The 14,398-nt window shown below is 75.0% G+C and carries 11 protein-coding genes; 6 read left to right on the top strand and 5 right to left on the bottom strand.

Annotation, left to right across the window (positions count from 1 at the left end; all coding sequences use genetic code 11):
• Positions 1–56: 56 nt before the first annotated feature.
• Positions 57–2,252 (top strand): germacradienol/geosmin synthase Cyc2, encoded by a 2,196-nt coding sequence (gene cyc2 / locus ABZ719_RS33055; protein ID WP_366728852.1) that lies wholly within the window; start codon positions 57–59, stop codon positions 2,250–2,252.
• Positions 2,253–2,264: 12 nt separating this feature from the next.
• Here the strand turns inward: cyc2 and ABZ719_RS33050 are convergent, their stop codons facing one another.
• A complete protein-coding gene (locus tag ABZ719_RS33050) occupies positions 2,265–3,215 on the bottom strand; it encodes a hypothetical protein (RefSeq protein ID WP_366728851.1) in 951 nt (316 codons plus the stop codon).
• 231 nt (positions 3,216–3,446) lie between these two features.
• Between ABZ719_RS33050 and ABZ719_RS33045 the strand changes: the two genes are divergently transcribed.
• A complete protein-coding gene (locus ABZ719_RS33045) occupies positions 3,447–4,028 on the top strand; it encodes a PDZ domain-containing protein (RefSeq protein ID WP_366728850.1) in 582 nt (193 codons plus the stop codon).
• 69 nt (positions 4,029–4,097) lie between these two features.
• Here the strand turns inward: ABZ719_RS33045 and ABZ719_RS33040 are convergent, their stop codons facing one another.
• The gene (locus ABZ719_RS33040; protein WP_366728870.1) at positions 4,098–4,853 is read right to left on the bottom strand and encodes a metallophosphoesterase; all 756 of its coding nucleotides are present in this window, start codon (positions 4,851–4,853) and stop codon (positions 4,098–4,100) included.
• Between the two features lie 260 nt (positions 4,854–5,113).
• On the opposite strand from ABZ719_RS33040, the gene ABZ719_RS33035 reads away from it, so the two are divergent.
• Together ABZ719_RS33035 and ABZ719_RS33030 are read left to right on the top strand one after the other, a co-directional pair.
• Entirely contained in the window at positions 5,114–6,241 is a 1,128-nt protein-coding gene (locus tag ABZ719_RS33035) for an aminopeptidase P family protein (RefSeq protein ID WP_366728849.1), read from the top strand.
• 45 nt (positions 6,242–6,286) lie between these two features.
• Positions 6,287–7,279 (top strand): aminoglycoside phosphotransferase family protein, encoded by a 993-nt coding sequence (locus tag ABZ719_RS33030; protein WP_366728848.1) that lies wholly within the window; start codon positions 6,287–6,289, stop codon positions 7,277–7,279.
• Positions 7,280–7,442: 163 nt separating this feature from the next.
• On the opposite strand, the gene treZ is transcribed toward ABZ719_RS33030, so the two are convergent.
• A complete protein-coding gene (treZ, locus tag ABZ719_RS33025; RefSeq protein ID WP_366728847.1) occupies positions 7,443–9,197 on the bottom strand; it encodes a malto-oligosyltrehalose trehalohydrolase in 1,755 nt (584 codons plus the stop codon).
• Between the two features lie 172 nt (positions 9,198–9,369).
• Here treZ and ABZ719_RS33020 point away from each other — a divergent pair, with 172 nt between their 5' ends.
• Positions 9,370–9,921, top strand: a complete 552-nt coding sequence (locus ABZ719_RS33020; RefSeq protein WP_366728846.1) for a DUF1707 and FHA domain-containing protein — start codon at positions 9,370–9,372, stop codon at positions 9,919–9,921.
• 103 nt (positions 9,922–10,024) lie between these two features.
• Positions 10,025–10,465 carry an SSI family serine proteinase inhibitor gene (locus ABZ719_RS33015; protein WP_366728845.1) on the top strand — a complete coding sequence of 147 codons (441 nt, stop codon included), beginning with the start codon at positions 10,025–10,027 and terminating at the stop codon, positions 10,463–10,465.
• A 46-nt stretch (positions 10,466–10,511) separates the two neighbouring features.
• On the opposite strand, the gene ABZ719_RS33010 is transcribed toward ABZ719_RS33015, so the two are convergent.
• Together ABZ719_RS33010 and treY are read right to left on the bottom strand one after the other, a co-directional pair.
• A complete protein-coding gene (locus tag ABZ719_RS33010; protein ID WP_366728844.1) occupies positions 10,512–11,753 on the bottom strand; it encodes a M14 family zinc carboxypeptidase in 1,242 nt (413 codons plus the stop codon).
• A 116-nt stretch (positions 11,754–11,869) separates the two neighbouring features.
• Positions 11,870–14,236 carry a malto-oligosyltrehalose synthase gene (treY, locus tag ABZ719_RS33005; protein ID WP_366728843.1) on the bottom strand — a complete coding sequence of 789 codons (2,367 nt, stop codon included), beginning with the start codon at positions 14,234–14,236 and terminating at the stop codon, positions 11,870–11,872.
• Positions 14,237–14,398: the final 162 nt, after the last annotated feature.

Genomic DNA, 14,398 nt, shown 5'->3' with positions numbered 1-14,398 from the left:
TGTGATCGGATGCGCGCCGGAGGATGACTGCCGAGCACCCCGGGTAGGGCCCGGCCATGACGCAGCAGCCCTTCGAACTACCGCACTTCTACATGCCGTACCCCGCGCGGCTGAACCCGCACCTCGACGAGGCGCGCGCCCACTCCACGCGGTGGGCGCGGGACATGGGCATGCTGGAGGGCTCCGGGATCTGGGACCAGTCCGATCTCGACGCGCACGACTACGGACTGCTGTGCGCCTACACCCATCCCGACTGCGACGGCCCCGCCCTCTCCCTGATCACCGACTGGTACGTGTGGGTCTTCTTCTTCGACGACCACTTCCTGGAGACGTTCAAGCGCAGCCAGGACCGGGCCGGCGGCAAGGCCTACCTGGACCGGCTGCCCCTGTTCATGCCCCTCGACGACGGCGCCGACGTCCCCGAGCCGCAGAACCCGGTGGAGGCGGGCCTGGCCGACCTGTGGGCGCGTACGGTCCCGTCGATGTCGGCCGGCTGGCGACGCCGGTTCGCGGTGGCCACCGAGCACCTGCTGAACGAGTCCCTGTGGGAGCTGTCCAACATCAACGAGGGGCGGATCGCCAACCCCGTCGAGTACATCGAGATGCGCCGCAAGGTCGGCGGCGCCCCCTGGTCGGCGGGGCTCGTGGAGTACGCCACCGCCGAAGTGCCCGCCTCCGTCGCTGAGTCGAGGCCGCTCAGGGTGCTGATGGAGACCTTCTCCGACGCCGTGCACCTGCGCAACGACCTGTTCTCCTACCAGCGGGAGGTGGAGGACGAGGGCGAGCTGAGCAACGGCGTGCTGGTCCTGGAGACCTTCTTCGGCTGCACCACGCAGGAGGCCGCGGACACCGTCAACGACGTCCTCACCTCGCGCCTGCACCAGTTCGAGCACACCGCGCTCACCGAGGTGCCCGCCGTGGCCGCGGAGCACGGCCTCACCCCCGGTGAGGTCGCGGCGGTGGCGGCGTACACCAAGGGCCTGCAGGACTGGCAGTCCGGCGGCCACGAATGGCACATGCGCTCCAGCCGGTACATGAACGCCCGGGCCCGCCCGGTCAACCCCTGGCGGCCCCCGTCCGGACCCGGCACCTCGGCCGTCGACGTGGGCGCGCTGCTCGCCGCGGCCGGCGCCATGGGGGGACCTCCCACGCCGTTCAGGCAGTGGGGGAGCCTGCGCGCCTACACCCACGTCCCGTACGAGAAGGTCGGCCCCTCCCGCATCCCCGACCTGTACATGCCCTTCCCGCTGGAGCTGAGCCCGCACCTGGAGCGCTCACGGTCCCGGCTCGCCGACTGGTGCCACCGGATGGGCATCCTCACGGAAGGCGTCTGGGACGAGGACAAGCTCGCCGCCTACGACCTGGCCCTGTGCTCGGCGGGGCTGGACCCGGACGCGGCACCCGGGGAACTCGACCTGAGCGCGCAGTGGCTCGCCTGGGGCACCTACGGCGACGACTACTACCCACTGGTCTACGGCCACCGCCGTGACCTCGCCGCCGCACGGCTGACCACGGCCCGCCTGTCGGCGTGCATGCCGGTCGACGGCGAGGAGGCCCCCGTCCCCCTCAACGCCATGGAGCGCGCTCTGGTCGACCTGTGGGCCCGGACCACCGCCGCGATGACCCCGGACCAGCGGCGCACCTTCAAACGCGCGGTCGACTCGATGACCGAGAGCTGGGTGTGGGAGCTGTCCAACCAGCTGCAGAACCGCGTGCCCGACCCCGTCGACTACCTGGAGATGCGGCGCGCCACCTTCGGCTCCGACCTCACCCTCAGCCTGTGCCGGATGGGGCACGGCCCGGCGATCCCGCCCGAGGTCTACCGCAGCGGCCCGGTCCGTTCCCTGGAGAACGCGGCCATGGACTACGCCTGCCTGCTCAACGACGTCTTCTCCTACCAGAAGGAGATCGAGTACGAGGGCGAGATCCACAACGCGATCCTCGTCGTGCAGCACTTCTTCGGCATCGGCTACCCCGCGGCCCTCTCCGTCGTGCACGACCTGATGACCCAGCGCATGCGCCAGTTCGAACACGTCGTCGCGCACGAACTGCCCGTGGTCTACGACGACTTCCAGCTGTCGCCAGAGGCCCGCGCGGCCATGGGGCGCTATGTCGCGGACCTGGAGAACTGGCTGGCCGGCATTTTGAACTGGCACCGGAACGTGAACCGCTACAAGGCCGAGTGGCTCGCCCGCCGCGCCCACGCCTTCCTCCCGGACCACCCGCCGGCCCCCGCGCTGCCCGTCGGCTGAAAGGGCTCGGGTTCAGCTCCGCCCGGTGCCGGTGCCGGTGCCGGTGCCCGTCTCCGTGCTGGAGGGGGAGGCGGTGGGGGTGCGGCGGTCGGCCCCGGTTCGGGCTAGCGCCGCGTGCAGGTGCCGGGCGCGCTGTGCCTGCGCCCGGTCACCGATGCGTTCGAAGGCCTCGGCGAACCGGAGCAGGGGCGAGATGTCCAGCTCCCGCGGGGCGTCGGGCCGGCGCAGCATGCTCTGGTTCATGACGATCTCGTCGAGCCCGCGGATCAGGGCCGCCCGCGCGTGCTCCGTCAGGCCCAGGTCCAGGGCCCGCCCGGCCCAGGTGAGCAGCGGTTCGCCGGGGCCGCGCGGCCCGTCGGGGCCGGTCGCGGGGCGGGGGAGCACGTCCGGGGCGTGGGCGAGCACCGTCTCGCGCAGTGTCGGCCGGGGGTGGGAGTCCAGCAGGCCGTAGGCACATCCTTCCTCGGCGTTGAGCAGCAGGAAGCCGGGCTCGGTGTGCAGCAGCGCCGCGTGCAGCAGCGCGACGAGTTCCACGGGCGAGCGCTCGGGCAGGCCGAGGGCGGCACGCAGTTCGGCCCGCTCCTCGTCGATGCCGTAGTCCTCGCGTATCTCCGCCTCGGACCCGGCGACCACGGCGAGGATCTCCTCGGCGCCGTCGGCCGGTGACAGGTCCAGGCAGTCCTGCCACCCGGGCAGACCGATGAGCATCTCGAGCGTCGTGTCCACGTCGGAGCCGATGATCCCGGCCGAGCCCTCGGAGTCGGCGTAGAGCACGGAGCCGTCGCCGCACACGAAGTACGTGCCGCCCGACGCGTCGCCCGCGATCGGCTCCAGGGGGCCGCCGGAGGCGAGCCGGACCGGCTCGACGTGGCCGGCGCTCCCCAGGTCGAACTCGAAGGGGAAGGCCGCCAGTTCGGCCAGGCGCGGGCTGCTCCGCAGCTTCCGCAGGAGGTGGTCGCTCATGCCGCCGAACGTAACAGCCGCCCCCGACAACGGTCCTCGCCGCGTGCGGCCGCCCCTGACCTCAGCCGCCCCCGCCAACAGCCATTACCGGCAGAGGCGCTTGCCGTCGACGGCCGCTCGGTCCCGCCGCTTTGCCTCCGGTCGCCTTCAGTCTCACTCGTTCGTGGCTCGTGAGGGGTCCGGGCGCCGGGTAGGCACCAGCCGGAGGCCGAAGGAGGCCGGAGGAGAACGATGGAACAGACTGCGTTGCGACCCAAGCCGATGCCCGGCGAGCCCGGTGCGGGTGCCGCGCGTGAGCGCGCCCGCCCGCAGCCCGTGAACCGGCGGGGCCGCCGGTTCACCGCGGCGGTGTGCGGCCTGGTCGCGGGCCTGGTCCTGCTGCTGGCCGGCGTCGGCCTGGGCGCGGTGGGCGCCACGGTCATCGGCATGAGCAGGCTGGCCGAGGCGCAGCGTCTGGCGGGGGCGGCGGTCGCGGCGGGGCAGGCGCCGCCGGCGGTGTCCGGGCCGGGGGGCCGGGCACCGGCCGCGAGTCCCGCGCCCGCCCCGGTGGGCCCGGCCCTCGGGCTGGAGGCGGTGGACGACGACGGGCCCGGAGCCCGGGTCGTCGGCGTGCACGTGCCGGGGCCCGCGTACTCGGCCGGGCTGGTCCGCGGGGACGTCCTGCTCGTGTTCGACAGGACGCGGATCGACTCGGCGGCTGACCTCGCGCGCGCGGTGGCCGGGACCGGCCCGGGCCACCGGGTGGTCCTGACCGTGCGGCACCCCGGCGGCGGTTACCAGCAGCTCCACGTCACGCCGGGCGTCCTCACCTGACGTCACGGATCACGCCCGACGCCACCCGCCGAGCCAGGGACCACCTGACGCCCCGGACCGGGTCACGGATCAGGCGGCGACCCGGAAGTGGCTCGTCAGGCCCCCTTCGTCGTCCAGGACGTGGTAGGCGAGCCCGGGCGGAGCGTCCCGGTCCGCCGCGCCCTCGCCCTCCCAGGGCAGCCGAAGTGTCCAGGTGACCCCGGGGCCCACGACGAGCGGCCGCCCGGCGAACGTCGTGGCGGCGGCCGTGTGGGCGTGCCCGGTGATCAATCCGGCGATCGCGGGCCGCCGCCGCAGCAGGTCGGCCAGCCGGTGCGGCTCGCGCAGCCGGTAACGGTCGGGCAGGGGGTGGTGCAGGGCGACCGGCGGATGGTGGAGGGCCAGCAGCGCCGGTACGCCGTCGACGAGGCCGTCGAGCGTCTCCTCGATCCAGCCGTACGTCTCCTCGTCGAGGGCGCCCTCGTCGCTGCCCGGGATGCTGGAGTCGCACATCAGCACGGCCGCGCCGTCGAGGACGTGCACGGAGTTGACCGGTCCGCCGGCCGCCGCCCGGCCCAGCAGGGCCTTGCGGTAGGCGGCGCGGTCGTCGTGGTTGCCGGGGCAGGTGAGCACCGGGAACGGCGCGGCACCGCCGGCCAGGCCCAGCAGCGCCGCTGCCTCCTCGTACTCGGCCTCCGCTCCGTGGTCGGCGATGTCGCCGGTCACCAGCAGCGCGTCCACCCGGCCGGGCAGCTCCCAGAGCGTGTCACGCACCCGCGCCGCGCGTTCCGTCGCCCGCGCGGTGCCGTCCAGATGCAGATCGCTGATGTGCGCGATGACGAGCACGGCGTCCCCCTCCTGTCGCCCGGTCCCCCGGCTCATGGCAGTGAGGCGATCCCACCACGAGGACTAATGGTTGGGCAAGCAGTGACCGTTAACATTGATCCGGCAAAGCGGTGGCCCTCGTGCCGTCCCACCGGCGAGGATGGGGGGCGTGACCCGTCGGGCCCGCCGACCGGCTCGCGCGGCCCCTAGCGCGCGTGCAGGATGCTGCCCGTGGTCACTGCTCGTCCCTCACCGCCCCCCAGCCGCACACGGAGGACCGGATGACCGGCACCGCGCCCGCGCCCTTCACCGCCGACGACTACCGGGCCCGGATGGCACGCGCCGCACGGGCGGCGGCCGACGCCGGGCTCGCCGGGCTCCTCGTGGCCCCCGGCCCCGACCTCGTGTGGCTCACCGGCTACGCGCCGCCCGCCGACACCGAACGGCTCACCCTGCTGGTCCTGGTCCCCGGGCAGGACCCCGTCCTCGTCGTCCCGACCCTGGAGGCCCCGGACGCCGCCCGGGCCACCGGCGCGCCCGCGATGACCCTGCGCGACTGGACCGACGGCAAGGACCCCTACGCCGTCACCGCCGCCCTCCTCGACGGCCGCGGCCGCTTCGGCATCAGCGACAACGCGTGGGCCATGCACCTGCTGGCCCTCCAGCGGACCCTGCCCGGCACCTCCTACGCCTCCCTCACCGAGGCCCTGCCGATGCTCCGGGCCGTCAAGGACGCCGCCGAGCTCGAACTCCTGGCCGCCGCCGCGGCCGCCGCCGACCAGGCCTTCGAGGAGATCCGCACGGTCCGCTTCGCCGGGCGCCGCGAGTTCGAGGTCGGCGCCGACCTCGCCGCCCTGCTGCGGCGCTTCGGCCACTCCCAGGTGGACTTCACCATCGTCGGTTCCGGCCCCAACGGCGCCAACCCGCACCACGAGATGGGCGACCGGGTCATCGAGCGCGGCGACATGGTCGTCCTCGACTTCGGCGGCCTCAAGGACGGCTACGGCTCCGACACCACCCGCACCGTCCACGTCGGCGAACCCACGGACGAGGAACGCCGGGTGCACGACGTCGTCCGCGAGGCACAGGAGGCGGGCTTCCGCGCCGTGCGGCCGGGCGCCGCCTGCCAGGACGTCGACCGGGCCGCCCGCGCGGTGGTCGCGGACGCCGGGTACGGCGAGTACTTCATCCACCGCACCGGCCACGGCATCGGCGTCACCACGCACGAGCCGCCGTACATGATCGAAGGGGAGGAGCAGCCCCTCGTGCCCGGCATGTGCTTCTCCGTGGAACCCGGCATCTACCTGCCCGGCCGCTTCGGGGTGCGGATCGAGGACATCGTGACGGTCACCGAGGACGGGGGCCGCCGCCTCAACGACACCACCCGGGAGATGGTCATGGTGGACTGACCCGCCGGCAGCTCCCGCCCCCGACCCGAACGACACGGCGCGACGATGACCCAGGCACCCACACCCACCGCGGACACGGTCCGCCGGCTGGTCCGCACCCTGCTCCCCGACGGCCCGCAGCGCGGGGGCGGCGGCACCGGCGGACCCGACGTCCGGCCCGTCGCCGAGGGCGGCGCGCACACCACCTGGTGGGTCGGCGCCCGCCACGTGCTGCGCCTGGCCCCCGACCGCGCCGCCTCCGCGCGCCGGCGCCGCGAACTGCGCCTGCGCGACCTGGCCCGCCCGCACCTGCCGGTGGCCGTCCCCGCGAGCGTGGCGCACGGCGACTGGGCGCCCGGACTGGCGTACACCCTGGACACCAGGATCCCCGGCGGCACGGCCGGCGAGCACGAGGTCTCCGCCGTCGGCGAGGACGACCTGGCCGGGCTGCTCACCGGGCTGCGCGCGGTGCCCGTCCGGCAGGCCGAGACGCTCGGCGTGCCGCGCCCCGCGCCCCGCTCCCTGGAGGCGCTGCGCCGGATGGCCGTGCACGCCGCGGAACTCCTAGGGAAGGCCGACGAGTTCGAGCCCGCCCGGATGCACCAGCTCGCCCCGCCCGCCGCGGCCCAGCTGGCCGCCCAGCCGGGCACGGCGGTCCTCGTCCACCGCGGCCTGTCGGCCGAGCACCTGGTGGTCGCCGCCGACGGCCGGGTCCGCGGCGTGCTGGGCTGGACCGACGCGGCCGTCGGCGACCCCGCCGAGGACATCGCGGGCCTCGCCCTCGCCGTCGGGTCACCCGCCGCCGTGCGCGCCGCCACCCTCGCCGGGTACGGCGCCCGGCCCTGCCTGCGCGGCCTGTGGCTGGCCCGCTGCGACACCGTGATCCGCCTCGCCGCGCGCCTGGAGGGCCGCGACGACAGTCCGCTGCCGCTGCTGAGGGTCCAGTTGCGGCACGCCTGGGAGGCGATCCTCCTGGAGCGGGTCACGGAATTCCGCGAGGACACGGACAGGGACACGGGCACGGACGGGGGAGGGGACGCCGGGGACACCGCACGCTGACGAGGCCTGCGACGGCGGGAGCCCCGCATCCTGCCCCGCACTCTGATGAGTGCGGCGACGGCGGGAGCCCCGCACCCTGATGGATGCGGCGCCGGCGGGACGCCGCACTGTGGTGAGGACGGTGACCGCGGCGGCCCAGCGGCGGGGCGGGGGCGGTGCGGGCTCAGCTCTGCGCCAGCACCACGCACGACCGGCCCGGCAGGCGCAGCAGACCGTCCTCGTCGGGTGCCTCGACCGGCTCCCAGGCGGCGAGCACCCGGGCCGGCCGGGTGCCCAGCGGGATCGCCGCCGCACCGGTGCCGAGGTTGACGGCCACCCGCACGTCCCCGCGCCGGAAGGCCAGCCAGCGTACCTCCTCGTCGTAGGCGACCCGGGTCGCGGCGAGGTCGGGGTCGGTGAGGTCCGGCAGCCGGCGCCGGAGCGCGATCAGCCGCCGGTACCAGGCCAGCACGCGCGCGTGCGGCTCGCGTTCCGGCTCGGACCAGTCCAGGCAGGAGCGGTCCCGGGTCGCCTCGTCCTGCGGATCGGGCACGTCCTCCTCCGCCCACCCGTGCGCCGCGAACTCCCGCCGCCTGCCCCGGCGCACGGCCTCGGCCAGGTCCGGGTCGGTGTGGTCGGTGAAGAACTGCCACGGGGTGGCCGCCGCCCACTCCTCACCCATGAAGAGCATCGGCGTGAACGGCGCGGTCAGCGTCAGCGTGGCCGCGCACGCCAGCAGCCCCGGCGCGTTGGCCAGCAGGCCGGACAGCCGGTCGCCCTGGGCCCGGTTGCCGACCTGGTCGTGGGTCTGGCCGTAGCCGAGCAGCCGGTGGCCGGCCACGCGGGTGCGGTCCAGGGGGCGGCCGTGGTGGCGGCCCCGGAAGCTGGAGTACGTGCCGTCGTGGAAGTAGCCGCCGGTGAGCGTCTTGGCGACCGCGGCGAGCGGGGCCCGCGCGAAGTCGGCGTAGTAGCCCTGGGACTCGCCCGTCACGGCCGTGTGCAGGGCGTGGTGGAAGTCGTCGCTCCACTGGGCGTGCAGCCCGAGGCCGTGCTCCGCGCGCGGGGTGATCAGGCGCGGGTCGTTCAGGTCCGACTCCGCGATCAGGAACAGCGGGCGGCCGAGGTCCGCCGCGAGCGCGTCCACGGCCGTGGACAGCTCCTCCAGGAAGTGGCGCGCTCGGGTGTCCACCAGCGCGTGCACCGCGTCCAGGCGCAGCCCGTCGAGCCGGTAGTCGCGCAGCCAGGCGAGCGCGCTGCCGACCAGGAAGTCCCGCACCTCGTCGGAGCCGGGCGCGTCCAGGTTGACGGCGGAGCCCCACGGGGTGTGGTGGGTGTCCGTGAAGTAGGGGCCGAAACGCGGAAGGTAGTTCCCCGAGGGGCCCAGGTGGTTGTGCACCACGTCCAGGACCACGCCCAGGCCCAGCTCGTGCGCCCGGTCGACGAAGTGCTTCAGCCCCTCCGGTCCGCCGTAGGGCTCGTGCACCGCCCACAGCGACACCCCGTCGTAGCCCCAGCCGTGCCGGCCGGGGAACGGGCACACCGGCATCAGCTCCACGTGCGTGACACCGAGTTCGGCCAGGTGCTCCAGGCGTGCCGCCGCCGCGTCGAACGTGCCCTCGCGCGTGTACGTGCCCACGTGCAGCTCGTAGAGGACCGCGCCGGGCAGCGGGTGCCCCGGCCAGTCGGGGGTGCGCCAGGCGTGGCGCCCGTGGTCGACCACGGCGCTCAGCCCGTCCGGGCCGTCGGGCTGCCGCCGCGACCGCGGATCGGGCAGCACGGGGCCGTCGTCCAGGGCGAAGCCGTAGCGCGAGCCGTCCCGCGCGGCGGCCTGCCCGCTCCACCATCCCGGCCGCTCAGGATCGCGCTCCAGCGCGCGCGTGGCGTCGTCGCACTGGAGCGTCACACGGCCGGCCTGCGGTGCCCACACCTCGAACTGCACGGACGGTTCCCCTTCGTCTGTTCACCGTGACGGAGTCCTCCATCGTCCTCCAAAGGAGATCGATGCGCTTTTGAATCCACCCATTCGCGCGAGGTGTCGTCAGGTCGGCGCGCCGCGTGACCCTCCTCGAGTTTTCTGGACACCCCGCGGCCGTTGGCCGACAATCACGAACGTGACGTCGTCCTTCGAGATCCATCCGTACCCCGCGCGGTTGTCCGACGCGGAGCGCGACAGGGCACTGAAGGTGCTGCGCGACGGCGTCGCGGCGGGCCGGCTGTCGCACGACACGTTCGTGCGGCGCATGGAACTCGCGCTCGCCGCCCGTCGCCCCGACGAACTCGCCGTGCTGACCTCGGACCTGTCCACCGAGGGCAGGCTCTCCCGCCTGGTGTTCGGCACCGTCGGAGCCGTCTCCGGCTTCACCGTACGGCTGCGCAGGGCCTGGCAGGCCGAGCGGCTGCCCAAGCTGCTGCTGCCGCACCCGGCCGGCGGCCATCCGCTGCGCATAGGCCGCGACCCGGCGAGCGGCCTGAGACTGAACCACGAGACCGTCTCGCGGCTCCACGCCGAACTGCGCCACCAGGGCGGTCTGTGGATCCTGCGCGACCTCGGCTCGACCAACGGCACCACCGTCAACGGCCGGCGGGTGACCGGCGCGGCCGTCGTCCGCGAGGGCGACCAGGTGGGCTTCGGGCAGGTGACGTACCGGCTCTCGGTGGACTGAGCGGCCAGGACCGCCCCCGGACGGGGCAGCGGGAGGCGAGGCGGTGCTCCCGTTCGGGTGAGCGGGACTGCGGCCCGGGCGGCGGCGTGCCGATACACCGGCCATGACCCACTCCATCACCAAGACGGCGACCCGGTGGCTGCGCCGCGGTCTGCCGGTCACCGCGGCCCTCCTCCTCGCGGCCGCGGTCCCGGCCCAGGCGGCCCGGACCACCCCGCGGCAGGCGGACCGCGGCGACTGGCTCTACGTCACCGTCACCCATGGCGACACCCGTTCGGGCGGTGACACCCGAGGCACCTTGCTGCTGTGCGACCCGCCCCACGGGCACTCCCACGCCGCCCAGGCCTGCGCCGAGCTGCGGTCGGCGCGCGGCGACATCCGCGGCATCCCCCGCAAGGACGTCTTCTGCTCGATGATCTACGCCCCCGTGACCGTCCAGGCGCGCGGCGAGTGGCAGGGACGCGCGGTCGACTACACGGAGACCTTCGCCAACGCCTGCGAGATGAACGCGCGGACCGGGAACGTGTTCACGCTCGACGGGTGAGGACCCGCGCCGGCGGGGGCGCGGGCACCTGTCCGCGTCCCCGCCCTCACGCGCCCACGTCCCGGGCGTGGCGGGCCGCCTCCACCACCGTGCGGGACTGGTGCTCGACCTGGTGCTCCAGCGGCACCCAGCGGGCCCGGAAGCGGTCCGCGAAGGCCGTGCTCCAGGTGGCGACGAGCCGTTCGAGGCCGGGCGCGGCCCGGTCGTCGGCCTCGCGCAGCACCCGCAGCAGCATCGCGGCGGCCCGCAGCGGCAGCCGGCGGCCGAACGCGTCGACGCTGCCGACGTAGGCCATCGTCGTGTCGGCGGGCGGGGTGTGCACCCAGTCCGCCGCGAGCCCCGGCACCAGGCCCAGCCCCCACCGCGCCGCGCGCAGCAGCGGCCCGTCGGCGCCCCGCAGCCGGGGCAGCGCGTCGGCGAGCACCAGCTCCACCTCCCGGGCGTCCCGCAGCAGCCGGGCCGCCAGCCGCCGTATCGCCGCCTGCGGGGCCGGGTGCGGGGCCGGGTCGTCGACCAGGTCGCTCGCCCACATCGGGACCTCCACGACCGCCGTCAGGCCGCCGTGGCGGTGGGCGTGGTACCACGTGCTCAGCCGCGCGTCGTCGGGCAGGCTCGGGTACGCCGGCGCCGATGCGGGCGCCGGCATCACCCGTACGCCGGGCCCGGAGACGGGCCAGCCGGCCGCGTCGCAGGCGCCCGTCTCCACCGGGATGTGCAACTCCGCCGCCGACTTGGCGAAAGGTTCCGCCAGCCCTGGGACGTCACGGGTGAGCTGCACCCAGCTGCCGCCCAGCTCGGTGCCGTGCAGGGTCACCTGGAGGTAGGGCCGCAGCGCGTCGATGACACCGGTCAGCGCACGGGTCTCGGGCGGCAGCCGGTCGGGCGGCAGCACGGACGGCGACCACTCCGGCTGCTCCGCCCCGGCCGGGCGGAAGAAGCCGTGGTGGTAGTCGAGCAGGCTGCGCGGGGCCGGCGTCACGTGCAGGCTCGCCCCGTCCGGGTCCGCGCAGAGCAGGAAGTGCCAGGAGGTCCCGGCACGCAACTCCCGCTCGGTCAGCACCCGGTGGGCCAGCGCGAGGAGGGTGGGACCGCCCGTGGGCTCGTTGGCGTGGGCGCCCGCGACCACCAGGACGGCCCGCCGGGCGCGGCCGACGGACAGCAGGTGCAGCGGTCTGCCCGCGCGGGAGACGCCGACCTGGTCCAGGGTGCACAGGCCCGGCCGGCGCGCGGCAAGCGACCGGGCCGAGGCCACGAGTTCGGGAACACTGGGATAGCGCGGCTCCGGCATGGACTCACCCCCGTACTGGCCCGCCCGGCTTCGCATCCGCAGTACCCCACGGCCGGTGACGGCTGTCAAGTGGCCGCTCACCCCCGGCCGCCCCGCGCGCCCGGGCGGGTCGGTGCTCAGTCCTGCCCGCCGGGCCCGCCGGTCCGTTCCAGCAGGGCCACCGGCAGGGCCGCGAACAAGTCTTCCGCGCGCGCGTGGCCCTCGAAGTGCCGTCCCGGGGCGAGGAGGTCCGTCCAGCGCCCCGGCGGCAGGGGCAGCCGGGTGCCGCGCCAGCCGCCGGCCTCGGCCAGCCGCAGGGACAGCCGGGTCACGGCCGTGACGACCTCACCCGAGCGCGCGAACGCCGTGCAGTGGTCCGCCGCCGCGCCCTCGGCCCGCAGCGGGGTGTACGTCGCGGCGGCGCCGAAGACGTCCGGGCGGCGCGCGCGCAACCGCAGCGCCGCCGCCGTCACCGCGCCCTTGGCGCCGGCGTCCGGGGGCGGCAGCTCCACGGGCCGCCGGTTGTCCGGGTCCACCAGGGCCCGGTACTCGGCCTCGGTGCCCTGGTAGAGGTCGGGCACGCCCGGCATCGTCAGGTGCACCAGGGCGGTGCCCAGCACGTTCGCCCGCACGTGCGGCTCCAGCGCGGCGCGGAAGGCCGCCACCCGCGCGCCGGACGGCCCGCACGGCCCCTCGGCCACGAACCGCTCCACCGCCTCCTCGTACGGCGCCTCCCGCTCCGTCCAGCTCGTGTACAGGCCTGCCTCGCGCACGTGCTTCAGCAGCGCCGGCCCCACCCGCTCGGCGTCCGCCTCGCCGAGGCCGAACACCGTCTGCCAGGCCGCCCACGCCAGTTGCGCGTCGGGCGCGCCCTCCCCGTCACCGAGCGGCCCGGCCAGCAGCTCCGCCCACCGTCCTGGGCACTCGGTCAGCACGGCCAGCGCCGCCCGCACGTCCGCGCTGCGCTTGGTGTCGTGCGTGGAGACCACCGTCCCGGTGACGGGCCAGTCGCGCTGCACGCGCGCGCAGTACGCGTGGAAGTCCCGCGGCGACACGGCCGGACGGCCTGGATCGCCGCCGACCTCGTTGGCCGACAGCAGCGGCACGTACCGGTAGTAGGCCGTGTCCTCCACGGACTTGGCGCGCAGCGCGGAGGCGGCCTGCGCGAACCGGGTCCGCAGCTCCACCGCCTGCGGTCCCGCACCTGCCCGCCCGAGCACCAGATCCCGTACGACGTCCACGGCCCCGCCCTCCTCGGGCACGGTGAAGGCGCGCCGGGCGGCCCCCGCGGCCTCCTCGGTGAGCACCGAGGCGGCGTCCACGGAGGAGTAGGGCCGGTACACCTCCAGGCGGACCAGCAGCTCCTGGAGCGCGGTGCGCAGCGCCCAGGGCGCGCGGTCGCGCAGCGCCGGATCCGGCGCGGACGAGCACGCCCGGTCCGCCACCCGGGTCAGCCGCTCGGTCTCGGCGGCCAGCTCGTGCGTGATCACCTTGTAGGCGGCCCGCCGCACCGTGGCCGCCCAGTCGCCGCCGCGGTCGGTCTGCGGGGCGGCGAAGCGCCGGTAGTGCTCCAGCAGTTCGCCCGCACCGGACGGGTCGACGAACAGGCCGTCGACGTGCCGCAGCGCGTCGTAGCCGGTGGTGCCGGCCACCGGCCAGGACGAGGGCAGGGATTCGCCGTCGGAGAGGATCTTCTCCACGACCGTCCAGCACCCGCCACTCGCCTCGTGCAGCCGTCGGAGGTAGTCGTCGGGGTCGGCGAGGCCGTCGGGGTGGTCGATCCGCAATCCGTCGATCACGCCCTCGCCGAGCAGCTGGAGGATCTTGGCGTGGGTGGCCGCGAACACCTCCGGGTCCTCCACGCGCAGCCCGATCAGCTGGGAGATGCTGAAGAAGCGCCGGTAGTTCAGTTCCGTGCGCGCCAGCCGCCACCACACCGGGCGGTACCACTGCGCGTCCAGCAGCTCGGGCAGCGGCAGTCCCTCGGTGCCCGCGCGCAGTGGGAAGGCGTGGTCGTGGTAGCGCAGGACGTCGCCGTCCGCCTTCAGGTGCCCGGTCTCCTCGCCGAGCGGACCGCCGAGCACCGGCAGCAGCACCTTGCCGCCCTGTGCCTCCCAGTCGATGTCGAACCAGCGCGCGTACGGGGACGCCGGCCCCTCGCGCAGCACCTCCCACAGGGCGGGATTGTGCCGCGGGACCATCGCCATGTGGTTGGGCACGATGTCCACGATCAGACCGAGGCCGTGCTCCCGCGCGGTGCGCGACAGCGCGCGCAGGCCCTCCTCGCCGCCGAGTTCGCCGCGCACGCGCGTGTGGTCCACGACGTCGTAGCCGTGCGGCGAACCCGGCACGGCCTCCAGGACGGGGGACAGGTGCAGGTGCGAGACGCCGAGCGACGCCAGGTACGGCACGGCCGCCGCGGCGGCCGTGAACGGGAAGGCGGGCTGCAGCTGAAGCCGGTAGGTGGCCGTGGGCACGACGGGTACGGGGTGCTCGGGTGTCATGCGATGCTACGTACCCGCCCGGCCGGGTTTCGTGTCATCCGTCCGTCCACGTGTCCCGCGCGCGTGGCTAGTAGTGCTTGGTCAGGTTCACTCGCCGGTGGCGTGTCCGTTTGATCGGGTGTGTCGTTGACGGGGTGTGATGGGTGGGGAGTTGGCCGCGGT

The sequence above is a fragment of the Streptomyces sp. NPDC006743 genome (assembly GCF_040703815.1).
Classification (GTDB): Bacteria; Actinomycetota; Actinomycetes; order Streptomycetales; family Streptomycetaceae; genus Streptomyces.
Note: the sequence above shows the minus strand (reverse complement) of the source record. Positions and strands in the feature narration are given on the sequence as shown.